Below are 24,745 nucleotides of genomic sequence, written 5' to 3'. Positions count from 1 at the left end.
AATGGAAAAATATAAGGAATGATTAAATGGCAGTAATAGTTGGTTTCATTAGTGAGAAAGGTGGTGTTGGGAAAACTACATCTTGTTATCACATAGCAGAAGCATTAAGTCGATATCATAAAAAGCAAGTTTTGGTTATAGACGCAGATTATCAACGAGGTGGGATAACTGGTCGTTTCTTTCCTAGGCTAATAGAGAATTTTGGGAATGATACACCTAAAGGGATTACTTTATTTAATAAATACCAGCAACTGTATAGTGCGGCTGAGCAATCTTCGGAAATTGATATTTTAGAATTTGATAATAATATTGATGTAATACCTGCAGATCCTCGATTGTCAACTGTTTCGACTGATAAGTTGCCAAGCACAAATAATATACGTTCTAATAATGCGGCACTTCTTCAGCATTTAAGAACAATAAAATTTGTACTTTCTTCAATAGAAAGTAATTATGACTATATTCTTATAGATTCACACCCTGAAGTTTCGGATGTAATGAGGTCTATAATATATGCATCTGATTATTGTGTATCCCCGGTTAAATTAGACCGTCAATCATCTATCGGTGTGGCTACAGTCATTGGTGAGATAAAAAATGTTAATGATGATATTGCAATGTTAAGAACTGCTCTAAACGTTGGCGATTCTCATCGGGATACGGTGTTCGCAGGTGCAATGGGGATGATGGCAAGAGAGTATGCAGAAGAGCTAAAACAAACGGAGCAATTGGAGTACAATCGACTCAGGCAGGCTGGCGACATCTTTGAACATTACGTTACTGAAGGGGATGGGTTGCGAGTAGCTGCGGCGGAGCGCATTTCAGTGTATGATGTTCAGATTAACAATGCCTATAAGCAGGCATCACAGTTTAGAAATTTGACTAATGAGTTTATGAGGATTTGTCGATGATAGACATCCAAAAATTGATATCCTGGCTTGGTGTTGATGGTGCGAAGGCAGGATTAGATAAAAGTGAGATGACTAATAATGAGTTGTTAGAGTCATTTAGTGAGCTTTTACCTAAAAACTCAAGTAAATTAAAAAGAGCTGAAATAATAGAAGAGATAATATTGGCAACAAGAAAGATGTCTCATAAGTCAATTGAAGAGTTGATGGAGATGTCAAAAGACGATTTATCAAGTTATTTCTCTGAGCAAAAATATAGTAGGAAGGAATTATTGGATCTATTATATACACTTGAGATAAGACCTGGTAGTACCGCGAAGAAAAATCTTACAGAATTTACTATTAGTGAAATTAGTGATATTGGCATGTACCGTAGGGTTGCTAAAGGTCATCACTCTTAATAAAAGTAGCCAGCTAAGCCTGGCTATTTTATTTGGTTATGAATAGGGATCTAATAATCCTTTTAATCTAGGTTGCCGCTGAGCTTTTCCCAAAACATTCATGGAGTTACCACAGCAACGTTCAAATAATTCATTTCTCCATTCAATGGAGTTTAATTCACACGAAGGTGGTACCTCTAATCCATTAAGATATCTTTTGTTATTATATATCACTCCAAAATTTTTGGCTGCGCCTTCACGATAAATTCCTACGAGCTGTGGAGCTCCTCCACTAAAAGTATCTTGTTTAGATGCTAGCGAATCACAAAATGCACTAAAAACATTTCGACTAGTTCTCCCAGATAGGAATGGATCTTGGCTAGGATTACCTACCCAAATATCATGCCATTTTTTTAAAGAAGTGCTGCCACTACCAGAACTCGCTATTAGCCCTGATTTTTCAGGAAGAACAAACTCTTCAGAATAAATACCATCGGTTCTTATTTTAATTATTGCTGCATGAAAGGATGAATTCATCCTATTACTAATACGAGTTGCATATAATATCTCACAAGTTCCTCTTTGACATGATGGCATTGCCATAAGGCTATTTTTAATCGTAGACTTAATCTTTTCTATTTTTATTTTTATAGTGTCAGAGTCGTCAAATAATAGCCCATCGTCTATAAGGTTAGTTAATTGCCCAAGTACTTGTATCGGAAAAGCTACAGCCCCACAATAACCAAATATTTCGGGGTGGTTTCTTGAAGAAAATATTTTGCGGCCTACGTCCCAAGTAGCATTTCCTCCCCATGAAATACGGCTATCGCTAGCAATATAGATCGATGCTGGGCCATGCGTATCTATACCTGTCCATGAAAATAGTGTTGTCATATATACATCTCTGTGTCTATGTTGTAGACTAAGTATATTATTGATGAAGATGTTCATCATAACAGAGCAACCCCGGGCCCCTCCACCACTACTGTATACTATGGGGGGGACAGGTAGAGAACATTTCCCTAGGTAAAACTAGGGAAGTCCCGGTTTTAAAGCGCTTGCCTACCAAGCGATCTGCTAAAGTTTTAATGATTGCTTCCGGCATTTGAATCGCTCCAGACTTTATTGCATATAATGTATCCTTACAAATTAGCCAGTAATAAAACACCTTTCTGCCACCCTCATCGCCGCCTCCAGCTCACTACACCCAAACTCCTGCATAATCCGCATCCGCTCTGCTTTTTCATATTTCTCCGTCATTCCCAGCGCCAGCCACAGGGCAGGGGAGACCACGCGGAACAGCGCTTCCACACGCGGTGAAAGCACCACGCCTTCGGTATATTTCCCCGGCGCTTTGGTGGCGCTGAGCAGTAGCTGACGCTGTTCCGGCGTCAGGGATTTGAAGCGGCTGACTTGCTCCACCTCCTCGGGCGGCATCACCAGTAGCTCCCACCACTCGATCATATTGAGCAGTTTCTTCGCATCATCCGGAAAGTCGCTCAGATTCTGCGTTGCCAGCCAAAGCCAGATCCCCAGCTTGCGCCACATCTTCGAACCTTTGGTCAGAAACCGTGCCAGCAGCGGGTTGACGGTGATGATATGCGCCTCGTCGGTAATATTGACGATGGGCCGTGCCAGGTGCTGGTCGCGTTCGCCGAGATTGTTGATATGGTTAATCAGCGAGATATAGGCGATCGCCAGTTGTGCTTCGTATCCTTCGCGGGCAAACATCGCTAGGTCCACCAGGGTGATATCCGCCTCTGGCCACGCCTCACCCTCGCGGTTAAACAGTTCGCCCTCAAACCCGGAGCAGAACATATTCATTGCTTCGCCCATCTCCCACAGCCGGTTACGGCGGGAATCCGGTAGCGCCACATCCTGTGCCAGCGCAAACAGCGCGTTGCGGATATCCTGCGTCAGCGTCTGTCTTTTTTCTCGGGCGGTGAACTGGGCGGCGTGCAGAATCGCTTCGCGAATTAATGCCCGGTCGGAGCGTGTCAGGCGGGCGTCTTCTTTCAGCTCGCCGCCGGTGATCATCAGGCGGGCCGTGATCTCCATCTCGCCCAGCAGATCGCGCTGTTCGTTGTCGTTCTCTTCGGGATCGTCATCATCCGGTTCTGCTGAAGGCGCATCGCTCTCCGCCAGTTTCCACGCATCGGCAAACAGCGGCAACGTGATGCCGGAGCCGGGTTTCAGGCTGATTTTATTCACCGTCAGGCCATGCTCGCGAGCGTAATCGGCCATCAGTCCGAACGAGTTGCCCGCCTCGACAATAAACAGACGTGGGCGATGCAGAGCCATCAGTTGTGCAATTTTTGCGTTCAGGGTGGCGGATTTGCCTGCGCCGGTCGGGCCGAGCAGCAACAGATGACCATTCTGGGCGCGGTCCTCGCGGTTGAGCGGGTCCCAGCACAGCATCCCGCCGCCCCGGTTAAAGTAGCTGACGCCCGGATGCCCGGTGCCGCTCTCGCGGCCAAACAGCGGCAGCAGGTTGGCGAGGTGTTGCACGAAGCTGAAGCGGGTATAGAGCTGGCGCTTGTCCCGTGCCGGGTCGAAACACATCGGCAGCCAGCGCAGCCACGAACTGAGTGGAGCGAGTTCGTCATTTTCCTGTACCGGGACCATACCCGCATTCAGCAGCAGGCTGTTCAGGCTGCGCACGCGTCGGGTCAGTTCGCCGTTATCCGGGGCGGAAAGATAAAACGCCAACGCGCTGCGGTAGAGTTTGTGGCCGTCCTTCAGCCAGTGGCGCACCTCCTGACAGTCTTTTTTGGTGTACTCCGATTCGACGTTCTCGCCGATGGCGCGGTCGCTGAGGCGGCTTAAATGCTCCTCCAGCCGATCCTGCGGCCAGACGACGATAGTTAGCGCCATGATCACCCCTTCCGGCAGCAGGTCGAACAGCGCGTTAATGCCGTCGCCGCGTGCGGATTCTCCGGTCATATGGCCGACAGTGGGCGCTTTGCGTAGCCTGTCCAGCACGATGACCTTATGCGGGCACTGGTCGAACAGCCATGTACCCTGTGCGGCCTGCGAGCGAGGTTCACTGCACAGCAGGCTCTCGGCAAAGTCGTGCAGCTCCGGTGTGTCATCCTGCTGCGCCATCTGTTGCCAGAACTGCCGGGGCGAATCGGCCATTTGCGGGGCGGGATTAAACCAGCGCAGTAGCCAGTGACGAATGGCCTCACATTCCAGCCTGAGGGTGTGAATACCCGCGCCGGCCAGCGCGGAGACCATTCGTTCGCAAACGGTGTTCAGCGCCTCTTCCGGGGAGTCTTCCAGCGGATCGCGGGATTTATTGGGTAGCCAGCGGTAGACCACCATCCGGGTGTGGCGCTGCTGAGCACGCCAGCGGGTATGGCTGACCGCATCGTCCATAAAGTAGCCTTCCGGGCGGGAAACGGCGTGCAGATGGCGCTCCATCTCGTTCAGCCAGGCGTGGGTAAAATCAGAGTTCCGTGCTTCCGGTACGGCGTAGTCACGCAGTGCGGCCAGCCAGCTTGCGGTGTCGTCCTCATCCTGACAGTAAAACTGCACCACCCACGGATGGCGGTCGTATTCCGTGAAGCTGTCCTGGAGCGCGTCCTTCAGGATATCGCGCAACTCTTCCAGCCGCGCCGGGGAGCGGCCTTCGGTGCCGAACGGCGTGATGTCATACACCGCGCCGACTGAGCGCCCGTCATCCAGCAGCAGCGTTTTGCTTTCCGGCTGATACTCCACCCACGGCAGAAAATCGACGAACGACGCGCCTTTCTGGTACAGGCTGTCCACCGTCCGTTCGGTTAGCGTGCCGCTACGCATCATCACAGCGGATCGGTCCGCTCGCCGGGCAGGGCGTACTGCACCCGGTTATAGAAGGGGAAGACGGTGGTATAGCCCGGCACCGGAACACCTTCGCTGCCTGCCAGATGGGGAAAGATATACATCTCCAGATCCGGATTAGGTAGTCGCCGGAACAGCGCCTTATCTGCATTTGCATCACTGCGTGTCGCCTGTTGCAGTTGCGCGGTTAGCGTGGAGTCATCCAGCGGGCGACGCAGGACTGAGCGTGCGTCGTACAGTGCCTGCGCATCGTTATTCTGTCGGCCCCAGATGTTCAGCATGGTGGTGTTTTCATCCACTGGCAGCAGGGTTTTCTGATCGGTGCTACAGGCGGTCAGCAGCAGCGATAACAGAAAAATCAGGATACGCATCAGTCCAGGTCTCCAGTGCGTTCGCCTGCTGTGCGGTAGTTCACCCGCCGTCCGTCAGGTTCGTAGTCGATGGTGAGTTGGCGAGTGATATGGATGGCAACGGCCTGACCGGGTGGCACATAAATGGCGTCGAACATCTGGCCGTAGCGTTGTTTAAACCAGTCGGCGCTTTCTTTCAGGCCGCCGCCCAGCGCCTGGCCGAGTACGTACTGCCCGCTGTCGCCCGTCAGTGCGGTGGTGATGGAACCGTCCTCCACGGTGGAGGTGGTCTGGTTGTTCGCCAGCGCCTGCGCGGCGGCGGACGATCCGGCCAGCAGGAACTGCGAGCCGATATATTCGGCGGCGTTGGATTTGCGTTCGCCGGGGATGCAAGGCAGACCGTGAGGATCGGACAGCCAGCCGATATTGCCTTCTGTGCCGTTTCCGGTTTTGTCGCCTTCGGCGGGTAGCGTGCGTACTGTGCCGTCGCGGAAGATAAAGGTGATTGACGTTAAGCTCCCACGCACGCAGGAGAGCGTCCAGTCGCCGGTAGCGTTGCCGGAGATCACTGCGCCTTCAATATCGGGCAACTCGATGCCGTTGGCGGTGAGGTTATCGCGGCCAATCAGCACCTTGAATGGGTAAGGGTCGGTGACGCTGCCGCTAAGCGGAATGCGCCCCAGCAGCGCGGTCATCGCCACCGAGCCGATTAACGTGCTGTTCTGCGGCAGGGTGTAGACCGGTTTGACGGCGGCGGGAGGCGGTGCTTCTGGTTGTGGCGCAGTGTTCTGCATCGCGGAAGGAAAGGCCAGTGCAGGTTGCAGAGGACGACCATTTTTATCGGTTGGCAGGGTATCAGCGGGGGCTATCCAGCGCAGTGGTTCTCCGGAGGCCGTTTCCGGTTCATCAATCCCCAGCCCGGCCAGCGAGTCATCCGTTGTTCTGTTGCCCTTTAGCTGCTGGATCTGCGTCTGTAACGAGCTGAGCAATTCGTTTTGCTGCTGCGAGGTACTACTGGTTTGCTGGCGGTTAATGGCTTCGTTGATGCGGCTGTCGGTGTTCTTCTCGCGTTCACGCAGGCGCTGATTTTCCTGCACCAGTGCGGCGTTGCTGGCTTTTACCGTCTCCAGCTCCTTGCGCCAGAGCTTCATCTGGCCGACCAGCGTGGCAACGGTATCGGCGGGCGTGTCGCCCTCAATCCCCAGCGCTTTCAGCTCGTCGTGGCTGAGGGATGTTGCAGGCGCAGAGGATTCTGACGGTGTGGTTTTGCGGTCCTGGCAGGCATGAAACAGCAGGATGCTGCCTGCCAGCAGAATGAGCGGCGTCAGAACCCGCAGCAGGATATTGGCCTGGAGCTTCATTTTTTCTTCTCCGGCGCAGGCTCCGGCAGGATCGCCTGTTCAGGACGATGATGGCGGGTGATGAGATAGAGCACGGTGGTGTCTTCGGCGCTGCCCGCAGGTCCCAGCCAGCGATGCTGGAAGGAGGCGGCGTAAAACTGCCCCTGAAGCTGGTGCGGATCGAGTTCCAGCCAGGTGGCGCTTTTATTCTGAAGCCGGATCGCCGCCAGGTGATAAGGATCCAGCTTCCAGCCGCCGATCGGTATGGCGTTGACGGGTAACGCGGGCAGCAGAGTGGTGATGGTTTTTGCCAGCCGCACGCTTTCGGGCTGAACGCCCGGCAAAGGCTCCACGGTGCGTAGCGGGGCATATAACATCTGTGCGGCATAGCGGGTGAGCGCGACCGGAAGCGGCGTGGAGGATAAGGGTTCTGGAACTGCATCGGGCTTCGCATCAGGCGTTTTCTTCTCTTCGCGGACAATGCGCATCGGCTCCCGGATGTGCTCGCCCTTGCTGGCGGAGACGTCCAGCAAAATCAGCTCGCCGTTCTCTGTGTCCTGAAGTTGTAGCCGGGTGGCGGCAAACGGCTGGCTGGCAAGCAGGTACAACGTGCCGTTGCTGCTCTGAATGCGCAGCTTGCCCTCCATAGCGGCGGGATAGCCCACCCGGACATTACGATCGACAAAGACGATCCGCTCCTGCCCGATGTTCAGCACCACCGGCAGCGGAATGCGTTCCCACTTCACCAGCTCGATGGCGTGCAGGGGCAGGGCAACCAGCAGGATCGGCAGCGGGCGGATATTCATGGTTTAGCCGCCTCCAGTTTCTGCGGTGGCGATGAGAAGCAGTCCAGCGCCAGTCCCCACGGATTTTTCTGCTGATCGATGTTGTAGCGCAGCACTTTGATGGGGTAACGGACCATCGCCCTTTTGACGGGTTCAGAGTGGAAATACTCATCGACGGTCAGATCCAGCGTCACAATCCAGTTATCGCGGTCAAGGATCTGCACCCGCTTATCGCTGAATCCCCGACCGGGGATTTCATACACGCCGCGTACCCGGTCGCGCAGCTCGCCGTTTTGCAGGCGCTGGCGAAATTCGCGGTCAATCTGGCTGTAGCAGCCGGGAGTGAGGTAAGCCCGCAGTGCGCTGAGGTTGCGGGGATAATCGGCCTCGCCGTTGGTCGGCCAGCGGTTGATTTGCTGAAACACCGAAAACGTGAAGGCATACACCGTGGCGGGCGGCACTTCCCACCACGGACGCTGGCTGGCAGCGCGGAGATCCGGTGGCAGGTACACCGTGAGCTGGCGTGGAGCGCTGTACCAGCCGAATCCCATGCCTGATGCCAGCAGGAATAACGCAAACAGCGCAATATGCAGGGTGCGGATATGTGCATCCCGCGCGGCCAGCGCGTGCTTAAAGGCGCTCATCGTCGGCTCCGGCGAATGGCCCAGACGCCATCGTGCAGGACAAAACGCTGAGTGCCGATGCCGAAACGGGCCAGTTTCAGCTCCAGCGCCCGGTACAGCCAGCTCTCCGGACGTCCGCGTTTCAGTCGCGCCAGCCAACGTCCGCCGCAGAGGATCGCCAGCGTAGCGCCGGGCAGGGCGCTGCCGGGGATAAGACTCCAGTTTCGACATAGTACTGCCGGAATGGCTCCAGCAATTGCGCCTGTAGCCAGCCCGACCAGCAGCGCTATCAGCAGCTCGCTGACCGTCAGACCGCGAAACACCGCAGGCTCGCGGTTCAGCCGTTCCGGGATAAAGGAGATGGTGCTCATGGCTTACAGGATGTCCGAGGCCTGGTTGAGCAACCAGATGGTGATCACCAGCAGAACCGCGCCGACGCCTGCCATTGCGCCTAAATCTTTCCACTGCTTACGCCCGCCCTGAATTTCGGAGTAGGTGGCGATGCAGTTGTTAGCGACCACCAGAAAGCCCACGGCGCAGATGCCCAGCGTCATCAGGATCACAATGTCATAGCCGTAGTTCTGCAACGTCTCCATGATACCGTCGCCCTGACCGCGTGAGGGATCTTCCATCTCTGGCAGATCGGCATATGCAGGAAGGGCCGGGAGCCACAGCAGCCATCTGAAGATGCGTTTTTTCATTTTGCCTCCTGAAATCCGCTAGCTCAGTACCAGCCAGAAGCTGACCAGCAGCAGTAAGATGGTGCGCCCGCCGATGCTGCCCAGCGCCCGCCAGCTCACCCGCGCTGTCGCCACGCCCCGGTAGGCGTCATTCAGCACCCAGACCACCCACAGCAGCAGAAAGGCGCTGAACAGGCCGAGCATCACCAGGCTGACGGCATCGGGTTTCACCAGACTGGCGGCCTGGAAGGCGCTGATTTGTTCTGGGGTCATGGTGTGGTTTTCTCCTCACGGTATTGCCCGGTCAGCGTCGCTGTATCTCGTGGCTGAGCGCGGGCAGGGGTGAGGTAATGTTCAATCCCGCTACGCAGGGTGGTGATATCGCCATGGATACGTGGATAGTCGAAGTAGTAGCGCTCGTTGATGCCGGTTCTGGCGCTTTGTTGGGCGCGGTGGAGCGAGGCTTCAATTTGGCTAAGCTGGTTGAGGGTCAGGGTTAGCTCTTCGCGCTCGGTGAGGGGGGCGGCAAAAACACCAGCCACAGGGCAAAGAACTATGGAAAGTATGAAAAATGGATGACAAGATTTCATGGCGAAGCTCCTGCGGACTTACTTTTGAGGCAGGATAAGAGAGGATTTGTGGATAAATCCTCAATGAATTATTTATTGGGTATGTAAAAAACTATTTTTAGTTGATTTATGGGGGGGAGTAGTAGATTAACCATACTTTACAATTATTTTTAAATAGTTGGCTATTTTCTCCATTTCAGAATAAATATCCGTTGCTACATTTCCTTCGTTATTGTTTTTTTGAATTAACCCTGCAATCAGATTCATTGATTGGGAAGCATTCTGGATGTTCTCTGCTGATGGCACGAGTCTAAAGCATGAAAATAGACAATACCATGTTACAGCACTTTTTTTGCTAATAAACTGGATGCACTCTCTTTAAGTTGGTTAACAATATCATTTTTATTAGAGCAGTTTGTTATAATGGCTTGCTCTCGCAGGAATAGTGCAGATGTTTTCCCTAATTGCTCTTTAAGGGAAAGCAATGGTTCTAAAAACCATTTAAGTATAATTTGCCCGATTACAAAAATGAGTACGCCAGTAATAACTGTGCTGGAAGTGCTTGAGTTAGTGAACAGAATAATGCACGAACTATATTTATCCATTTTTATTCTCAATTTTATGTTATTTAAATATCTTAGTTAGTAATGCGCTTTAAGCGCCTTGGCTACCATAGATGCTGTCAATCACGAATAGTCCAGTATCAATGTATGTTCTGGTGTGAAAAATATGGGGATGCTTACCATACCAACTTCTTAGTGCTAACGTGAGGCGAATATAAGACTCTTGGTTATGTACTCTAAAAAGAAACTTTCAAGATCTTAACTATTCTCTATATAAGGAGATAGGAATTCAAATATATCATCTACTGACATAAAATCATGGCGTTTGAACATTTAAATTCCTCCATTGAGCCTACAAAGTGTCACGGTATTAGGCGCAGCTATTTATTTTCCAAAGTGATGAGGTGTTTTGCTGACTGCCCACAAGTGTCGTGCAGCCATATCTCTATAGGCTGGACATTCACACCATTAGCACTTAGATTGGTATAAGCATTCTTAATTCTTTCTAGTTTATTTTTTGAAAAAGAATGACCAAAAATAAGAAATATTGCTCTTTGATATTTAGCTCGCTCAACGAAAATAGATAAGGTTTCTAGGTCTTTTTTAATCCCTTCTGATGGCAAATTGGTCGTTTTAACCTCAATGATAGCGTAGTTGTCCATCGTTCCAGGTATATGAATGAGAAAGTCAGGAATAGGGTACGAGTCAATAAGATCTCGAATGTAATAATGAGAATTTTTATCAATTTCTCCAGAAAGAATAAAGGGCTGTTGCTTTGGCCATGAACATCTCATTTGATGGTAAAGTTCATAGCAGTAGTGGCGTTCACGTAAAACATCTGAACCTTCATATCGAGGAAGCAAAAAATAATTCTGGTCAACTGAAGCAGTTGCTGTATTAAGAATATCTGATAGCTCGTTCATGTGTACCTTATGTTGTGTGAGTCATGATTTGTCTAGAATATACTTATTTTCCAGAAGAATGAAGCAACTAAAAGAACCAAAATGGTAACGAACAGTAATGCTTTTCAAATAACAACCAAGTTCAAACTAATAGATTTTTCCACTCTGGAGGATCTCCTGTGAGTTGTACAAAAATAAGTGACAAAATTTTTTGTCTATAGATTAGATAATCCCCTAAAAGTTCTTGTGTATGATGTTTCTTGGATTGTTAATTTTTCTCGAGTGGTATTTTCTATTCTATTAACAATGGCGTTGCATCGATTTATTGAACTCACAACACAGAGCAGCCTATCAGATTAGGTTTAGCCCAGTGCTGTAACCATGTCCGCTCAAATCATGGCTAATATAGATAGAGTAGCTATCAGAGCTGCATCATAAATATTTTTTAAAGACACTGACCGCTACCGATACGGCAAGTCCAATACTCATCGCTCCGGTCATCATTACATACTCTGGCTCAAGAACATATGGCACTGCCAGCCACACCAGCCCCGTTGCCGCTAGGCTGGAGGCGATAATACGCCTGGCGTGGTGATAAACAAACCCGGACTCATGGCCTGCGCCGAATCGCCGTAAGTCGCGTCTTACCAACCCGTCAATCAGCCCGATGGTGATAGTCAGAGCAAACAGAGGTAGCGCCTGCAACAAAATCGCCAGCCGCAGCAAAAAGGTGAGGGTGACGTTACTCGCAGACAGTAACGCGCAGCGGATCACCGTAGTGACCGTCTCTGTCCAGAACAACCCACTTTGCCCGTTGAGCGAATGAACCAGCGCCGCAATCCCTTGCTGTAACGTACCGCTGACAAGCGCCAGATCTTCTACTAACCACACTGGTGCGCTAGCGGAACCCCGCCACCACTGCCATGTTGCCTGCAATACCTGTTCGCTATGGCTGGCGCAGGCATTCCGCCAGAACAATGCATCGTCCAGCCACTCCAGTGCTATCGCCAGCATCCACGCGCCGAGGAAAAAACCGACCAGCACGCCGGGAAGTAATGCTATCCAGCCGAGCAGTCCGGGACGGCGCACAGGTTGTGGCGTATGTTCGGGCATCAGTGCAGCGGCAGCGTGACGTAGCGGCAGAGGAATCGCGCCTCGTGAGCCTCATCCAGTCGTACCTGAAAAATATCGTGTTCATCCTGCAGTGATGTCGCTTCGCGCCATGCCTGAAAGCCCTGCAAATTCATACGAGCGATAATCTGGTCGGGCGTTTCTCCCTGTGTCAACGCATCTACCGCCTGTTGCAGGGGAAGTGGCAAGGTTTGCGCGGGCCATATAACTTCAACGCTTACGAGATGGCGATGTGTCCGGGGTGTCATCGGTCAGTTTCTCCGTGGTTTCGCTGTCGTTCAGCCATAAAATAGGGTCATTTTTCGCCGTTACAACTGTCTCCGGGCGGTTCCACCATACGGGAGCGCTGTCGTACTGTTTTTCCATATAGCGGGCGATGTGCGTGATGCTTTCCGGCATCAGCGGATCGTGTGCTGCGTCCGGTAACGGGATGCGTAGCTTCCAGAGCTGACCGCCTTCCAGCAGAGCGAACGCCTGACCTTTGGGGAGCTGGACCAGTGAGGCGGGTTCCAGTAGTGGCACCTGCACGCTGCTTACCCGATCCTGGATGTTACTAGAAAACCCGATGTTGCCCTGAGCGTCGGCGCTGTCGATGACGCCGGAACTGACGCTGTTGCTGAGCACATCCACCCGCGGCAGTTGTCTGGTCAGCAGTTCGGCGGTGGCGGTTTCCCGTACCCGCATCATGATCAGGCTGTTGAAGTTGCCGACCACCTGGCCCGCTTTGGCGCGGTCGCCGATGCGGGCTTCGATATCGGAGAGTGTCTGGGTGTAGGCCGTGACCTGCACGCCTGCGCCGCCGCCTTTATTTATTAGTGGAATAAATTCATCGCCCATCAGTTCGCTGAACTCATCGCAATGCAGGTTGATTGCTGCTTTCTCTTCCGTTTGCGGCAGGCCATCCATCACGCCGTGCTTGTAGATATGTCCGGCGACGCTGACCAGATCGGCGAACATCGAGTTGCCGACAGCGGCGGCAATCTCGGCATCGGACAATGCATCCAGCCCGACATAGACAATCGCCCGCTGGCGAATCGCCTGCTGCCAGTCGAACACCAGGCGCGGGTCGTTAAGGTTGCCGTAGTCCGGGGCCAGCAGTTGCGCGATTTTCCCGGTAGTCAGTTTTTCCAGCAGCGGTAGCAGCGAGGCGACGATCTTGTCGAAATAGGTTTTGTCGTAGCGAACGGCGGAACGCAGGCCGTCGAGGATCGGGTCATGCAGCCGGGTGGTGGAAAGGTACTGCTCCAGTGCGACGACGTAGCTGTCCCGTCCCTGAAGATTACGTGGCGTGTTTTTATCGGTAATGCCACCGGCAATCCGCACCACGTTGTCCCATGCCTGGCGGTCATGACCGGGCAGGAAGACGCGGGCGTAGTCGATAAACAGTTCGTCGATATTGATAACGTGACGGGCGATGCGGGCGTAATCCGGGCGCTGGCCCAGTGCCACCAGGGCGCGGGTGATGATGTTGACGAAGCGCCACGCGAACTCGCGGAAGGCGGCGGAGTTACCCTCGGTGGAAAGTTGTCCGGCGATGCGGCTGGCAACTTCTGAGATGCGGCCAAAGCGTCCGACGGCGTTGTAGCGGGCAGAGATTTCCGGCCATCCCAGATGAAATAGCCAGAAGACGCTTTCCCGCCCGGCGCGGTGCGCCTCCGCCCACACGCGGCGCAGCAGGTCGGCATCACCCTTGGGGTCGAAAACAATCACCGTGTCACCACGGCGAATATCCTGGGCAATCAGCAGTTCCGCCAGCCGGGTTTTACCGACGCGGGTGGTGCCGAGCACTAACGTATGTCCGGGTCGGTCTCGTAGCGGCAACGTGACTTGGCCTTCGCGTAGCTCCACGCCATGCAGCAACGGATCGCCGCCGCTGGCGGAAGGGCGGTCTGTCCGCAGCCAGTGCTCACATTGTGGCAGGCGACACAGATACAGCCGCTGGGTATGCGTGGGTAGCCAGCGAAAGCCGCGCCCGAGAAACAGGGCGTCGGGTAGTAATGGGATGTGGCTGGCGGAGAGTGTCCAGAGCGGCAGATGACGCACGCGACGGCGAAAGCACAGGATGCGCACTCCCTGTTTTAGACGCAGGGCAGACAGTGCAAGCAAGGCCAGTGCCAGCAGCAATCCGGAATAAGGCGTCAGCAGCAGCGTCTGCGGAGCCGTCACGCACCATACTGCCGCCAGCAGGGCCGCGCTGGCGCTGTAAAGCTCCACCGCCGGGCGCAGGATAAAATCGAGCCTCACTGTGCCAGCCCCTTGTCGGTGATCAGTACCGGATACGCGGTGATGGGCAGGTGTTTTGCCATATCGTCGGCGCTGACGGGCAGCAGCGTCAGTTTGGGGGCGATGGCCCGCAGGGCATTCAACCGCGCCAGCGTGGTGACGTTCACGACCAGCCCGGTGGCGTGCAGGGTTTTTAATATGTTCTGGTGCTGGCGCAGCCATTCTGAGGACAGCGGATCGTCACCGATTAAAAACAGTGGTGTCATCCCCGGCAGGTTGAGCGCCAGATGAGGTTGCTGACCGGGATGCAGATTGTGGGTGATGACTGGCAGTAACCGGGCCTCATCCAGCGCCTGCATGGGAACGGCAGGCCCGGCAATCGCGGCGGCAGTAAACAGTAGTATGGCTGGAATCAGGTGTTTCATGGCGACGTCCCTGATGCGGAGAGCCGCCGGATTTGCTGGCTGATTTTCTGGCGGTAGACGGCGGCGGGTTTGCCTCCGGCGGGATGGTGGTAGCGGGCGGCGGCGTCCAGCCAGCTTCCGGGGGAGGCGTTGTAGTGCTGACGCAACAATAGGGCGGTGACAGTGAGATTGTCCGCCGGATCGAAGCTGGCGCACAGTGAGGGAAACCGCTGGCCGTTCCAGCCGAGGTTAATCTGTCCCAGCCCGGCATCGATGCGTTTCAGGCTGCGGGTACGGGCGAAGTCCAGTAATGCCCGACAGGCTGAAGAACGGCTGGGGTAACGGTAGCCGGTTCCGGCAATATTCAGCGTCCACGGCCACGGATGTAGCCCCTGCGCCAGTCGGGTGCCGCTTTCCGCGCGGGCTACCGCGTAGAGCAGTTCCGCTGGAACCTGCTGCTGGCGGGCGATTTGCGCATACAGCGGCGGCACGGCGCAGGCGTGGGCGCTGATAAGCAGGCCGACTATCAGGGAGCAGAGACGGGACGCCATTGCTCCCCCTGTTGTTCCAGCAATAGCGGCAGCTTTCCGCCGCCGAGGCGTTGCCAGCTCCCGTTATCGTGATTAAGCGTTATCTGTCCGCGTTCGACCTTGCGCATATCAATATGCTGGCGCTGTGCCCAGCGTTGCAGGCTGGCATCGTCGTTACGGCTGTTGACCAGCCAGATGTCCAGCGGGCGGTCGTCGTTGATAAGCTTCTGCGCCAGCGTCTCGCAGGCCGGGCATTTTTCACTGACGAACAGCGCCAGACGTGGCTGGACGACGCTGTGAATGGGCGTCAGCGTCGGGTAAAGCCGCTTCCATGCCCGGTTATAGGCACGCTGGAATGCCAGCTCTTTCTCCACCCGCTGATGTTCTTTACGGGCCAGCAGTTCGGCATAGCGCTGGCGTTCGGTGTCGCTGTTGGCCTCCACACCAAGAGTGGTAAGGGGATCAAGTCCCGGCGACCAGATGCCGCGCTCGCCCTGACGCAGTTGCTGGTAGCGCTGCCATTCGCTGTCGGTCAATCCCCACTGTTGCGCCTGCGTGTGGGTGATTGTCTGTTCTTCAATACGGGTTTGCTGCGGGCTGGCAAACAGCGGCAGTAGCAGAAGGCACGGCAGCAGATATCTGCGCATTGCGGTTTATCCTCCGGCGTTCAGCGTCAGCCGCTGCCCGCCTTTACGGAAGGTTGCGCGGTCGCCGTCTAGTTGCAGCAATTGCCAGCCCTGCACGCTGTCGCCGGGGGCCACAAGCTGAAGCTGTGAGAGCGAGTGATAACCGGAAGGAGTAATCACGGCGAACTGTCGCCCGGCGCGAAACTCGCTGCTGATAAGAGAAAAAGGGGCCTTTGCGGCCCAAAGCGGAGATGAGACGGGACGTTTTGCCTTTGCGCGGCTGCGCGTGGCGGTTTGTTGTTGCAGGTGTTGATAACTGGCGCTCAGGGCCTGGATTTGTCCCTTCAGTTCATTGAGCTGTTCGTTGATGGGGTTAAGTCGTTCGGCCTGAGCGCTGGCGGCATCGTCAAGCTGCCGGGTAAGGGCTTCGGTGCGCCCGGTAATGTTTTTTACGGCAACCTCCAGCTCGCGATAATCGCTGTCTGGCTGTGACTGTTCGCGCCACTGTATTATCTGCCGTTGTGTCTGTTGCTGTGCCAGCATCAGGGTATTCAGGTGGTTGACGCACCAGAACATCGCCGCCGCCAGAAGAAGGAGAGTGCTGCCCGCTATCAGGTAAGCCAGACGTTTAAGCATGATGGTCTCCGGTTCCCGGCGTGTTCAGGTGAAAGCAGACTTCGCGGTTCAGTACATCGCTCTGCATCAGCCAGCCCGGTCCGGCCAGCGTTTTCAGTGCCTCTTCCAGTCGCATCGGGCCGAGTCGGTATTGCGAAAGCGGCAGCGGTTTGCCAGCCAGAAACTGTGTGGAATGGTCATTGGTGCACAGGCTGTAGCCGCTTTGTTTCAGCAGCCAGGTGAAGGCGTCGCCAACGGTGAGCTTCAGGTTCAGCGGCAGGTTGATGTTGACGATTTGGTGCAGCGGGTTGCGCTGAGCTTCGTCGGGGCGGGTGTTGATCAACAGGTAACGGTCATAGCGCACCACTTCAGGCGCTGGCGGTATTGCGGGTTTTGGCGCAGGCACAGGGGGCTGTTGCGGTGCGGTGCAGCCGCCCAGCATCAGCAGTGTGATAATCCATCCTGTTATTCGCGCCATTGTCTCTTTGATTCTGGTGAGGAATAGCCAGAGGGTGTGCAAAGGAGGGAGGACAAACAACGGGAAATTGTTTTTCGGTGATGAAAAAAAGACGCCCGGAGTGGGCGTCACGATAAAGATTCAGGCTGCATCAGCTTCCGCCTCTGCTTCCTGATTCCCAGCCTGCCAGACGACTTCACCGTCGATTTTGACAAGGCCAATATAGAGCAGCCGGGCTTTCAGGCTGACGCCTGTTTCGCCTTTACGCTCGCCTTTGCTGTAGGTGAACATATCGACGTATAAGTCGCCCAACCGAAAGTGGATTAGCACCTTGCGCTTTTCATTGACCGCCTGCTCGCAACGGGCAATCAGCTTACGTGCTTCGCTGCCGGTCACTTTGCAGTCAAAGCGGACATAATCCACGTCATCGGCGGCTCCGCTTAATGCGGCAATGTCACAGCATAAAAAGGGTTCGCCGCGTTTTGGGGTGACGGTGCGGACACGGTTTACGTAACCCAGACCGCTGGTGTACAGATTGAAGTAAGTTTTCTCGCTCATAGGATCCTCCCGCGTGGTTAAACGCGTTACCTGGTGATATGCAGAGTGCATCGGGTGAAAGGGATGCGCCTGTGTGATGCTGCGCATTTAAAAGGATTGTGTGTCAGGAACCACGCCTTACGGCGGGTAGCGTGCAGGTTCCGGCTACCAGATAAGCAAGGGGATTTAAACGAGGGGGAAGGGAGATTGCGAGGCGATATTCTGTTTGCTGCACCTTAAATATCGTGTTCCGCACGGAGGCTGTTAAGGTGCAGCGGGCTGAAGGGGCCACTGTTCGCGTAGGGTTACGCGCGATTTCTGTCAGCAGTGTAAATCGCAATAACTGGCGCTTGCGCACAAACGGATCCCGTTGTTATCCGGTGGGCGCCGGAACAATGCAGGAGGTCCGGGCGGATAGCGAGACGGCTGTCGCCTGGCTATCCGCCCAGAATGATACTGAACAGGAGCGTAAAGGGTGTTTTGCGCGACGGGAGCGTCACGAGCGCGAACCAGCAAAACATGCCGCGCTGTTGGGAGTGCATCGAGAGTAATCGCGCAGCCGCTTAGTGTCGTGCTGCAATTCATGTCCTGCGTCAGCTATTTTGCCGCCCCTGATACAGCATTTCTGCCTGGTTCATCTTTTCCTGACACTCACGCGCCTGGCGGATGATGAAGGTCAGCACCGACATCTGCATATTGAACACGATGCGATCCCGCTCGATTTCCAGCAAGGCATCTCTGGCACGTTGCGGGATTTTGGGATCGCCAATCAGGTTGCAGAATGCCGGGGTGCCGGATTTGTTGTTCTGCTGGTTCCGCCAGCGCAGGAAGTTTGCACCGGACGGGGCCGGTCCGATGGTGAATATCAGCGGAAGCTGGCGCACAGGGTAGCGTCTGGCGCTCTGGATCAGACGTTGCATTAACGGCTCCATCATCTCGCGCACGCTTCGGGCATTGCTCTCGAGCAGCTCCAGCTCCCCCTTACTCTTAAAAGGCTTTAAAAGGCCTTTTAGCGAGGAGACGTAAGCCAGCATTTTATAGTCTTCATCAGCCAGCGACTGATAGCCGGTTATGGGGTTATTCATCCTCTGCCACTCCGGGATTTTCGGCCTTGCCTGGCAATGGTGATGAAAACGATGAGCGCAGCTTGCCGCTCAGTATCGCTTCCGGTAGCGGGCCTAAACGTTCAATGGCGGCTCTGGCCTGCGGTGTATCGTCGATAAAGTCCTGACGGGTCAGCCCGGAGCCGTGATATTTCTGCGCCAGACCGAAGGCGCTGCGAATAACCGTTGCGCCGTTATTCAACCGGTTGTGCATTTCCCTGCGGGAGATGACGGCGATATGAGAGGCCAGCAGAAGCTGGCGTGCGAGCTGGTCGAAGTCGGTCAGCAGATAAACACCCTGATAGGCCAGCGGGGCGTTGATAAACAGCGGAAAGCGGGCAGGCTGAACATTGAAGCAGTTTTCAATATCGATGCCTTCCGGCAATTCGCTGAACATGGCTTTCGCCTGATCCAGCATCACTTGCATCAACTTACGCGACTGCACCAGTTTCTCTTCCATGCGCAGCATCCACAGATCGGCGTAAGGATCGTTATGTTCTGCGGCGATGCGCATCTGGTTGAGGATTTCGATAAAGCGCGGCATCCCAATGATTGGCGCAGGGCCGTTCTCTGTCGCCCGCCGCCCGGTCCACAGTCGGGTGGCGTTATGGGTGTGAAGCTGAATATGGATCGCACTACGCAGGGGACCCATGTTGAAGGTGTAGTCCGACATATCTGTTTCCTGTTGCGGGTGGGGGTCTGCGCAGAGTGATGGCATGAGGGGTTGTGGGCAATGGGAAAACGAAAACGCAGGCAGGAAGATTGTTTGGTGGAAATTTTGATGCCACTGGCATCACCATCTTGCCAATTGGTGTATGGGAAATTGATAGGTTTTATAAATAAATTAATAATCAGTTAGTAAATTTTCAGCTTGGCGGCCTTCCCGTAAACAGACTATTAGTAGCCTGATACCATGTTGATAATTTACCGTACATCGTTTTTAGGGATCCGGTTTTCTCTCGTTTTCAGGATTTCCGGAAGTGTACTACGGGCAGGAATAAGCGAAACAATGTTCTCTGCCGCTGTGCGCCGGGTCAAGGAGAAGGTTCGAAGCACATCGTATGGGCTTGTATTGACTTAATATACTGTGTTAATAGGCCCATGAGCGGCGTAGCGGGCGTTCGTGAAAAGCCCGAGTGCAGGTTTTTCGGATCTCATGAAAAAAGAAGATGATTGATGCTGATTTAGCATCAAATGGAGGTGATTTTTCATATTTTGGTATTATTGCATCTCATGCAAAATAATTCGGCTATTATTGTCCGTACTGAAACAAATACAATCAGGCCAAGTCGTGTTGATGTATCACACTGAAATCACATAGCAGTGCAACGATATCCTTATTATTATAGGGGAAACATTCTCATGATAAAGGGTCCCCCGGTGAAAGGTTCAGAATGGAATAAATGGGATTTGCACATTCATAGTCCGATGACGTGGCAGGCCAATGGTTACTCCGGACAGTGTGATATCGAACGGTATGTACGCCTTCTCGGAGAACAGCAACTATCTCTCATAGCTGTGACAAACTATTTTTATTTCCGGCAAAATGAGCTGGAAATCATACGGGAAGAAATTGCCCGTCAGGATCTGAATATAACTGTTCTGGGAAACGTTGAGTTCCGTCTTGATCAGCAGAACAGGGCCGGTGATTTTATTAATATTCATATCCTCTTTTCAGATAAAATCAGCACCGAGCGTATTAATGAAGCCCTGTCCCGCCTTCCTCTCAGGTTAACTGATGGAGACAGAAAGGCTATTTACTGTTGCGAAAGGAGTGTCGCGGAAAGCGGTCATGGTGTGGATACTATTGTGGTGGCATTCAGTGCACTGCTTGAACATCTCAATTCAGAACTCCGACCATTCAGGGATTACTTGGTGGCAGTATGTCCTAATGGTTATGGTGGCTATAGACCCGATGCTAACGGTCGTTCTGCGGCTATCGCAACTGAAATCGACCGCCAGGGACAGATTATCTTCGGCGGTAATGGCGATCGCGAATTCTTTCTGAGAACGGATCGTTATGAGGGCGCAAGCGTCAAACCAGTTTTTCTCTGCTCCGATGCTCACCAGGCCGACCATATCGGCAGTCGTTATACTTGGGTAAAGGCACTACCGACCTTCGAGGGACTTCGTCAAGCGTTACTGGAACCTGAAGCTCGCCTCAGAATAGGGGATGACTGGCTGACAGATCTCACGCCAAAAGCGCATTTCAGTCAGATCGATGTTGAAGGAACTATTTTTGACGGTCAAGAGATCAGCTTCAGGAAACTGTCTATTCCCCTCAGTCAGGATATGGTGGCCATCATCGGTGGTCGGGGAACCGGTAAAAGCCTGCTGCTTGATGCTCTCCGCTCCCGCTTTGCCGGTGCGGCAGCACGGGGAAGTGAGCAGCGGGAAGTGAATGTTCAGCATCTGTCAGTTGAGCTAGATAAGGCCAATGGCGAGAAAGTGCGGTTTGATGCTCGCTCAGAAGGGTATGAATATCTGCATGTGTCTCAGGGTGAGATAAAAAAACTCTGTCAGGAGCCAGGGCTTATCAGTGATGAGATAAAGAAAATGCTGAGACTGACACCTGATCATGAGGCAGGCAATACGGGTATTCAGCTGGCAGAAAATCTCAGTGCTTGGCGCGCATATCGCCAATTTAACCAGTACCGAAATGAACATGCGGAACTGGTTAATACGCGTGAGTTTCAGGAGCATGTTGTTAGGGCCGCTCAGGAGAAGATTGAGGTTCTCACAAGCGACCGTAATAAAACATTAATTGAGACATTTCGCGAAAATAGAGGGCGTCAGACGTTACTGGTTCAGGCCAAAAATAATCTAACTGGCGTGCGTGCGAACATTGACACCGCAGTGCAGGATTTGAATACCAAAATTGATGCTATCAATTCGGATAATTCCACACATGAACTAATCCCGCACGTGGATCTGTCAGCCCAGATTGATGTCATTGTGCGCAGAATTCAGGCAGTACAGGAGCAGATGGCACAACTTGAGCATGATAACGAGCAGATTATCGTCTCTTTCCGAGAGCAGGGGCTGGGACAGGATATATCGGGGTTGCTGGAAAAAGTGCATGAATATCAGAGACAAACAGAACTGGCGGAAAATCAACTTCAGGAAATAGATCGTCAGGAGTCACAGTACCGCGACGGGCTGGAGCAACGAACTAGGCTGGTTGCTGAATTTATTGATGGATTACTGTCCCGACAGGGCATTATCGATACGGCTTTTGCTTCCCTTACCACAAAACCTCATCTGACATCGGAACAGCAGGCACTGATACAGGATATTCTGACAGATATCCGGATTTATGGTCAGCCTCACTTTGATATAACCGCCTTTTACAACGGAATGCTCAATTGCCTGAATCGGGGAAGATTCAGGGCGTCCGGTGAGCAGACTTCAGTTGACAGGTTGCGTGAGGTGTTCAGAGTTAGCAGCATCGATGAGCTCAGGGCGTTACAAGCAAATGAAGCTATGCTGATTCTTCCGGAATGTCCGGACAGAAAACTCACTTTGGAGGAGTTTTTCTGGCGTGACGAATACTTTAACAGTCAGGGGCCATATGCACTCCTCAGTTATCTATACAGCCCGGAGTATATCCAGCACTATCTAAACGTCAGGGCTGAGTTTGAATATAAAGGTAAAACCGTCGAAAAACTGTCGGCTGGTCAGAGGGGGACCTTCTATGTTTGCCTTAAACTGGCGACGGACGCCTTCGGGTCGCCGTTTGTTTTTGATCAGCCAGAAGATGACCTGGACAATGATTTCATCATGCACAATCTGGTACCTCTGTTCAGAAAAATTAAGCAGTATCGACAGGTCATTATAGTGACTCATAACGCTAACCTAGTGGTTAACTGTGATGCTGAGCAGGTCATCATTGCCACGAACAATGATGAAGTTATCAGTTACCGGAGTGGGGCATTGGAATATGGAGATCATGGTGCAGCAAACAGCATGCGCAAAGCCATATGCGACGTGCTTGAAGGTGGTCGTCATGCGTTCGAAGCACGTGAGCAAAAATATGGCATGTTGTGGCTGAACACCATATAAATTTTGGCGATAGAAGACTACGCACTTCACTTGACTAAAAACGGGAAGCAGACCAAGGCCTGTTTAGACTGCTGACGAAGTCTTGGCTGAAAAGTCAGGTCTTTGATCTAATAAGGTCAGTGCAAACAAACGGACTTAGCAGAATACCCATGTTGAAGGTGTAGCCTGACACATTCAATTAATGTATTGATTTTTAAATACAAGTGGCCAGACGGAGCTGTCTTCCCCCTTTTGAAATATCTGGCAGGATAGTGTCCACCATCACTTAGTGGACACTATCCATGAAATCATCATCCGCTGTCAGACAGCCCCGACATTCGAATTAACTACCTCACTGAAGTCATTAGTTGGAACTTCTCTTTTTACAATCTGTATGCTGTTTTTAGGCTCTAACAGCATACAGGCTGTTTTTTGCATTTACAGCTTATAAGGTGTATTGTTTAAAAACAGCCTATAGTCTGTATCAGCATCCTTAAAAATGGTAAATGCCTTATGAATACTGTTTATCCGTTGAAAACCTTGAATCAGTTACGTCCATTGTTGGTTGGCTTTCGCAAAGCTAATGGACTAACACAAAAAGAGGTTTCTGAAAGGTTGGGGGTTACACAGCAAACCTATGCCCGACTGGAAGCGAATCCTGCCAGCGCCAGTATTGAACGGTTGTTCAAGGTATTTACCGTGCTGGGCGTTGAGATGGTGCTCTCTTCTGGACCAGCTTCAATAATCATAAAGCCGACGGAAGTACCAGATAATCAGGCAAATTCACCTGCCAGACGGGAAAAATGGTGACGATATGCGTCGAACACAGCAGCGTTTAGCAATATGGATGAATGGAATCCGGGTCGGATTCTGGGAGAAGGCCAGAGGCGAGGATTCATTACAATACCTTCCAGAATGGATAGTTGATGAACAGGGAAGACCTTTATCGCTTTCTTTGCCTTTCACTCCCGGTAATCAGCTTTGGCGCGGTAACGTTGTTCGTGACTATTTTGATAATTTATTACCTGACAGCGAAGGTATACGCAGGCGTTTAGCCGTGCGTTATCAGGCTGAAAGCCTTGAGCCTTTTGACCTATTGGCTGAGCTGGGAAGAGACTGCGTTGGTGCAATACAGTTACTAAATGTTGATGAAGAGCCCACGGATTTATTTTCCGTAAATTATCGCCCACTTTCTGAAGCTGATATCGCCACTACCTTGCGTAATACTACGGCGGCATCGTTGCCTGGTCGGCAGGACGAAACTGACGATTTGCGTTTATCAATTGCCGGTGCGCAGGAAAAAACGGCTTTATTGTGGCATGAAAAACAATGGTGTTTACCAGGAGGTAATACCCCAACAACGCATATCTTCAAGCTACCGCTTGGGTTGGTTGGGAACATGCAAGCGGATATGAGTACATCGGTTGAAAATGAATGGCTGTGTTCTTTGCTTCTTGAGTACTACGGGATCCCGGTAGCAAAAACACAGATTGCGCAGTTTGAAGATCAGAAGGCATTAGTGGTTGAGCGTTTCGACAGAAGATGGTCAGGCGATCGGCAATGGATCATTCGTTTGCCACAAGAGGATATGTGTCAGGCTTTAGGTGTTTCTCCATTACGAAAATACCAGTCTGATGGTGGGCCGGGTATTTCCGATATTATGGACATCTTGAGTCATTCAGATCAGGCTGAGCAGGACAAAGAGCAGTTCTTCAAGGCGCAAATTATTTTCTGGTTGTTGGCTGCTACTGACGGCCATGCCAAAAATTTCAGTATCGCTATTGAGCCACAAAGTCATTATCACCTTACGCCTCTTTACGATGTTTTATCAGCATGGCCGGTAATTGGTCATGGTAATAATCAGATTTCCTGGCAGAGATGCAAACTGGCAATGGCTGTTCGCGGTAGCAGTAATTATTACCACATTTATCGAATTCAACGGCGGCATTGGATCAATCATGGTGAATTAACCGGATTGGGAAGGCGACAAGTTGAGTCCATGATGGATGACATTATATCCAGCACGCCAGAAGTCATTGAGCGTGTATCTACGTTGCTTCCAGAGTCGTTTCCACCTGAGCTTGCTGAGTGTATTTTTGAAGGTATGCGGCAGCAGTGTAGGCGTTTGGCTGGAAGGGAATAACGCATAAGAGGAA

General features: G+C 52.4%; 28 protein-coding genes. 5 read left to right on the top strand and 23 right to left on the bottom strand.

Annotated features, from left to right (window positions below; translation table 11 throughout):
• The first annotated feature begins 26 nt into the window (after window positions 1-26).
• Together QNN88_RS10530 and QNN88_RS10525 are read left to right on the top strand one after the other, a co-directional pair.
• Entirely contained in the window at window positions 27-911 is an 885-nt protein-coding gene (locus QNN88_RS10530) for a ParA family protein (protein ID WP_414240172.1), read from the top strand.
• Entirely contained in the window at window positions 908-1,309 is a 402-nt protein-coding gene (locus QNN88_RS10525) for a hypothetical protein (RefSeq protein ID WP_193129001.1), read from the top strand. Before QNN88_RS10530 ends, QNN88_RS10525 begins: the two co-directional genes overlap by 4 nt.
• 36 nt (window positions 1,310-1,345) lie before the next feature.
• Here QNN88_RS10525 and QNN88_RS10520 read toward each other — a convergent pair whose 3' ends face one another.
• The 23 genes from QNN88_RS10520 to QNN88_RS10410 form a co-directional block, all read right to left on the bottom strand.
• Window positions 1,346-2,182 (bottom strand): hypothetical protein, encoded by an 837-nt coding sequence (locus QNN88_RS10520; protein WP_414240171.1) that lies wholly within the window; start codon window positions 2,180-2,182, stop codon window positions 1,346-1,348.
• A gap of 255 nt (window positions 2,183-2,437) precedes the next feature.
• A complete protein-coding gene (locus QNN88_RS10515) occupies window positions 2,438-5,092 on the bottom strand; it encodes a conjugative transfer ATPase (RefSeq protein ID WP_414240237.1) in 2,655 nt (884 codons plus the stop codon).
• Entirely contained in the window at window positions 5,092-5,481 is a 390-nt protein-coding gene (locus tag QNN88_RS10510) for a TIGR03751 family conjugal transfer lipoprotein (RefSeq protein WP_414240170.1), read from the bottom strand. The genes QNN88_RS10515 and QNN88_RS10510 overlap by 1 nt, the downstream gene beginning before the upstream one ends.
• On the bottom strand, window positions 5,481-6,821 hold the full coding sequence (locus QNN88_RS10505) for a TIGR03752 family integrating conjugative element protein (RefSeq protein WP_414240169.1): 1,341 nt from the start codon (window positions 6,819-6,821) through the stop codon (window positions 5,481-5,483). Before QNN88_RS10505 ends, QNN88_RS10510 begins: the two co-directional genes overlap by 1 nt.
• The gene (locus QNN88_RS10500) at window positions 6,818-7,606 is read right to left on the bottom strand and encodes a TIGR03749 family integrating conjugative element protein (protein WP_414240168.1); all 789 of its coding nucleotides are present in this window, start codon (window positions 7,604-7,606) and stop codon (window positions 6,818-6,820) included. Before QNN88_RS10500 ends, QNN88_RS10505 begins: the two co-directional genes overlap by 4 nt.
• On the bottom strand, window positions 7,603-8,229 hold the full coding sequence (locus QNN88_RS10495) for a PFL_4703 family integrating conjugative element protein (RefSeq protein WP_414240167.1): 627 nt from the start codon (window positions 8,227-8,229) through the stop codon (window positions 7,603-7,605). Before QNN88_RS10495 ends, QNN88_RS10500 begins: the two co-directional genes overlap by 4 nt.
• A complete protein-coding gene (locus tag QNN88_RS10490) occupies window positions 8,226-8,579 on the bottom strand; it encodes a TIGR03750 family conjugal transfer protein (protein WP_414240166.1) in 354 nt (117 codons plus the stop codon). The genes QNN88_RS10495 and QNN88_RS10490 overlap by 4 nt, the downstream gene beginning before the upstream one ends.
• 3 nt (window positions 8,580-8,582) lie before the next feature.
• Window positions 8,583-8,909 carry a TIGR03745 family integrating conjugative element membrane protein gene (locus tag QNN88_RS10485; RefSeq protein ID WP_063133653.1) on the bottom strand — a complete coding sequence of 109 codons (327 nt, stop codon included), beginning with the start codon at window positions 8,907-8,909 and terminating at the stop codon, window positions 8,583-8,585.
• Between the two features lie 18 nt (window positions 8,910-8,927).
• Complete coding sequence (locus QNN88_RS10480; protein ID WP_000187177.1) at window positions 8,928-9,161, bottom strand: TIGR03758 family integrating conjugative element protein; 234 nt, start codon at window positions 9,159-9,161, stop codon at window positions 8,928-8,930.
• Complete coding sequence (locus tag QNN88_RS10475) at window positions 9,158-9,478, bottom strand: RAQPRD family integrative conjugative element protein (RefSeq protein WP_414240165.1); 321 nt, start codon at window positions 9,476-9,478, stop codon at window positions 9,158-9,160. Before QNN88_RS10475 ends, QNN88_RS10480 begins: the two co-directional genes overlap by 4 nt.
• Window positions 9,479-9,795: 317 nt before the next feature.
• Window positions 9,796-10,062: a hypothetical protein gene (locus QNN88_RS10470; protein ID WP_414240164.1), complete on the bottom strand. Its 267-nt coding sequence runs from the start codon at window positions 10,060-10,062 to the stop codon at window positions 9,796-9,798.
• A 338-nt stretch (window positions 10,063-10,400) separates the two neighbouring features.
• On the bottom strand, window positions 10,401-10,943 hold the full coding sequence (locus QNN88_RS10465) for a hypothetical protein (RefSeq protein ID WP_414240163.1): 543 nt from the start codon (window positions 10,941-10,943) through the stop codon (window positions 10,401-10,403).
• Between the two features lie 411 nt (window positions 10,944-11,354).
• Window positions 11,355-12,035 (bottom strand): TIGR03747 family integrating conjugative element membrane protein, encoded by a 681-nt coding sequence (locus QNN88_RS10460; protein WP_414240162.1) that lies wholly within the window; start codon window positions 12,033-12,035, stop codon window positions 11,355-11,357.
• On the bottom strand, window positions 12,035-12,301 hold the full coding sequence (locus tag QNN88_RS10455; protein WP_414240161.1) for a hypothetical protein: 267 nt from the start codon (window positions 12,299-12,301) through the stop codon (window positions 12,035-12,037). The genes QNN88_RS10460 and QNN88_RS10455 overlap by 1 nt, the downstream gene beginning before the upstream one ends.
• Complete coding sequence (gene traD / locus QNN88_RS10450; protein ID WP_414240160.1) at window positions 12,264-14,297, bottom strand: type IV conjugative transfer system coupling protein TraD; 2,034 nt, start codon at window positions 14,295-14,297, stop codon at window positions 12,264-12,266. The genes QNN88_RS10455 and traD overlap by 38 nt, the downstream gene beginning before the upstream one ends.
• On the bottom strand, window positions 14,294-14,701 hold the full coding sequence (locus tag QNN88_RS10445; protein ID WP_414240159.1) for an integrating conjugative element protein: 408 nt from the start codon (window positions 14,699-14,701) through the stop codon (window positions 14,294-14,296). The genes traD and QNN88_RS10445 overlap by 4 nt, the downstream gene beginning before the upstream one ends.
• A complete protein-coding gene (locus QNN88_RS10440) occupies window positions 14,698-15,231 on the bottom strand; it encodes a transglycosylase (RefSeq protein ID WP_414240158.1) in 534 nt (177 codons plus the stop codon). Before QNN88_RS10440 ends, QNN88_RS10445 begins: the two co-directional genes overlap by 4 nt.
• A complete protein-coding gene (locus QNN88_RS10435; protein ID WP_414240157.1) occupies window positions 15,207-15,857 on the bottom strand; it encodes a TIGR03759 family integrating conjugative element protein in 651 nt (216 codons plus the stop codon). Before QNN88_RS10435 ends, QNN88_RS10440 begins: the two co-directional genes overlap by 25 nt.
• A gap of 6 nt (window positions 15,858-15,863) precedes the next feature.
• Window positions 15,864-16,472, bottom strand: coding sequence for a hypothetical protein (locus QNN88_RS10430; RefSeq protein WP_414240156.1), 609 nt, complete (start codon window positions 16,470-16,472; stop codon window positions 15,864-15,866).
• The gene (locus QNN88_RS10425) at window positions 16,465-16,929 is read right to left on the bottom strand and encodes a PilL N-terminal domain-containing protein (protein ID WP_115609672.1); all 465 of its coding nucleotides are present in this window, start codon (window positions 16,927-16,929) and stop codon (window positions 16,465-16,467) included. The genes QNN88_RS10430 and QNN88_RS10425 overlap by 8 nt, the downstream gene beginning before the upstream one ends.
• A gap of 120 nt (window positions 16,930-17,049) precedes the next feature.
• Window positions 17,050-17,466, bottom strand: a complete 417-nt coding sequence (locus tag QNN88_RS10420; protein ID WP_001291902.1) for an STY4534 family ICE replication protein — start codon at window positions 17,464-17,466, stop codon at window positions 17,050-17,052.
• Between the two features lie 572 nt (window positions 17,467-18,038).
• The gene (locus tag QNN88_RS10415) at window positions 18,039-18,530 is read right to left on the bottom strand and encodes a DUF3158 family protein (RefSeq protein ID WP_414240155.1); all 492 of its coding nucleotides are present in this window, start codon (window positions 18,528-18,530) and stop codon (window positions 18,039-18,041) included.
• Window positions 18,523-19,221, bottom strand: coding sequence for a PFL_4669 family integrating conjugative element protein (locus QNN88_RS10410; RefSeq protein WP_414240154.1), 699 nt, complete (start codon window positions 19,219-19,221; stop codon window positions 18,523-18,525). The genes QNN88_RS10415 and QNN88_RS10410 overlap by 8 nt, the downstream gene beginning before the upstream one ends.
• A gap of 707 nt (window positions 19,222-19,928) precedes the next feature.
• On the opposite strand from QNN88_RS10410, the gene QNN88_RS10405 reads away from it, so the two are divergent.
• The 3 genes from QNN88_RS10405 (at window position 19,929) to QNN88_RS10395 (ending at window position 24,732) form a co-directional block, all read left to right on the top strand.
• Complete coding sequence (locus QNN88_RS10405; protein ID WP_414240153.1) at window positions 19,929-22,610, top strand: TrlF family AAA-like ATPase; 2,682 nt, start codon at window positions 19,929-19,931, stop codon at window positions 22,608-22,610.
• A 492-nt stretch (window positions 22,611-23,102) separates the two neighbouring features.
• Complete coding sequence (locus QNN88_RS10400) at window positions 23,103-23,399, top strand: helix-turn-helix domain-containing protein (RefSeq protein WP_414240152.1); 297 nt, start codon at window positions 23,103-23,105, stop codon at window positions 23,397-23,399.
• Between the two features lie 4 nt (window positions 23,400-23,403).
• On the top strand, window positions 23,404-24,732 hold the full coding sequence (locus QNN88_RS10395) for a type II toxin-antitoxin system HipA family toxin (RefSeq protein ID WP_414240151.1): 1,329 nt from the start codon (window positions 23,404-23,406) through the stop codon (window positions 24,730-24,732).
• Window positions 24,733-24,745: the final 13 nt, after the last annotated feature.

The sequence above is a fragment of the Citrobacter sp. ANG330 genome, from assembly GCF_047467925.1.
Taxonomy (GTDB): domain Bacteria; phylum Pseudomonadota; class Gammaproteobacteria; order Enterobacterales; family Enterobacteriaceae; genus Citrobacter_A; species Citrobacter_A amalonaticus_G.
Note: the sequence above shows the minus strand (reverse complement) of the source record. Positions and strands in the feature narration are given on the sequence as shown.

Excerpts from the sequence above, each read along its gene's own strand:
- QNN88_RS10530 (WP_414240172.1), top strand. The coding sequence starts at position 27 with ATGGCAGTAATAGTTGGTTTCATTAGTGAGAAAGGTGGTGTTGGGAAA.
- QNN88_RS10525 (WP_193129001.1), top strand. The coding sequence starts at position 908 with ATGATAGACATCCAAAAATTGATATCCTGGCTTGGTGTTGATGGTGCG.
- QNN88_RS10520 (WP_414240171.1), bottom strand. The coding sequence starts at position 2,182 with ATGACAACACTATTTTCATGGACAGGTATAGATACGCATGGCCCAGCA.
- QNN88_RS10515 (WP_414240237.1), bottom strand. The coding sequence starts at position 5,092 with ATGATGCGTAGCGGCACGCTAACCGAACGGACGGTGGACAGCCTGTAC.
- QNN88_RS10510 (WP_414240170.1), bottom strand. The coding sequence starts at position 5,481 with ATGCGTATCCTGATTTTTCTGTTATCGCTGCTGCTGACCGCCTGTAGC.
- QNN88_RS10505 (WP_414240169.1), bottom strand. The coding sequence starts at position 6,821 with ATGAAGCTCCAGGCCAATATCCTGCTGCGGGTTCTGACGCCGCTCATT.
- QNN88_RS10500 (WP_414240168.1), bottom strand. The coding sequence starts at position 7,606 with ATGAATATCCGCCCGCTGCCGATCCTGCTGGTTGCCCTGCCCCTGCAC.
- QNN88_RS10495 (WP_414240167.1), bottom strand. The coding sequence starts at position 8,229 with ATGAGCGCCTTTAAGCACGCGCTGGCCGCGCGGGATGCACATATCCGC.
- QNN88_RS10490 (WP_414240166.1), bottom strand. The coding sequence starts at position 8,579 with ATGAGCACCATCTCCTTTATCCCGGAACGGCTGAACCGCGAGCCTGCG.
- QNN88_RS10485 (WP_063133653.1), bottom strand. The coding sequence starts at position 8,909 with ATGAAAAAACGCATCTTCAGATGGCTGCTGTGGCTCCCGGCCCTTCCT.
- QNN88_RS10480 (WP_000187177.1), bottom strand. The coding sequence starts at position 9,161 with ATGACCCCAGAACAAATCAGCGCCTTCCAGGCCGCCAGTCTGGTGAAA.
- QNN88_RS10475 (WP_414240165.1), bottom strand. The coding sequence starts at position 9,478 with ATGAAATCTTGTCATCCATTTTTCATACTTTCCATAGTTCTTTGCCCT.
- QNN88_RS10470 (WP_414240164.1), bottom strand. The coding sequence starts at position 10,062 with ATGGATAAATATAGTTCGTGCATTATTCTGTTCACTAACTCAAGCACT.
- QNN88_RS10465 (WP_414240163.1), bottom strand. The coding sequence starts at position 10,943 with ATGAACGAGCTATCAGATATTCTTAATACAGCAACTGCTTCAGTTGAC.
- QNN88_RS10460 (WP_414240162.1), bottom strand. The coding sequence starts at position 12,035 with ATGCCCGAACATACGCCACAACCTGTGCGCCGTCCCGGACTGCTCGGC.
- QNN88_RS10455 (WP_414240161.1), bottom strand. The coding sequence starts at position 12,301 with ATGACACCCCGGACACATCGCCATCTCGTAAGCGTTGAAGTTATATGG.
- QNN88_RS10445 (WP_414240159.1), bottom strand. The coding sequence starts at position 14,701 with ATGAAACACCTGATTCCAGCCATACTACTGTTTACTGCCGCCGCGATT.
- QNN88_RS10440 (WP_414240158.1), bottom strand. The coding sequence starts at position 15,231 with ATGGCGTCCCGTCTCTGCTCCCTGATAGTCGGCCTGCTTATCAGCGCC.
- QNN88_RS10435 (WP_414240157.1), bottom strand. The coding sequence starts at position 15,857 with ATGCGCAGATATCTGCTGCCGTGCCTTCTGCTACTGCCGCTGTTTGCC.
- QNN88_RS10430 (WP_414240156.1), bottom strand. The coding sequence starts at position 16,472 with ATGCTTAAACGTCTGGCTTACCTGATAGCGGGCAGCACTCTCCTTCTT.
- QNN88_RS10425 (WP_115609672.1), bottom strand. The coding sequence starts at position 16,929 with ATGGCGCGAATAACAGGATGGATTATCACACTGCTGATGCTGGGCGGC.
- QNN88_RS10420 (WP_001291902.1), bottom strand. The coding sequence starts at position 17,466 with ATGAGCGAGAAAACTTACTTCAATCTGTACACCAGCGGTCTGGGTTAC.
- QNN88_RS10415 (WP_414240155.1), bottom strand. The coding sequence starts at position 18,530 with ATGAATAACCCCATAACCGGCTATCAGTCGCTGGCTGATGAAGACTAT.
- QNN88_RS10410 (WP_414240154.1), bottom strand. The coding sequence starts at position 19,221 with ATGTCGGACTACACCTTCAACATGGGTCCCCTGCGTAGTGCGATCCAT.
- QNN88_RS10400 (WP_414240152.1), top strand. The coding sequence starts at position 23,103 with ATGAATACTGTTTATCCGTTGAAAACCTTGAATCAGTTACGTCCATTG.
- QNN88_RS10395 (WP_414240151.1), top strand. The coding sequence starts at position 23,404 with ATGCGTCGAACACAGCAGCGTTTAGCAATATGGATGAATGGAATCCGG.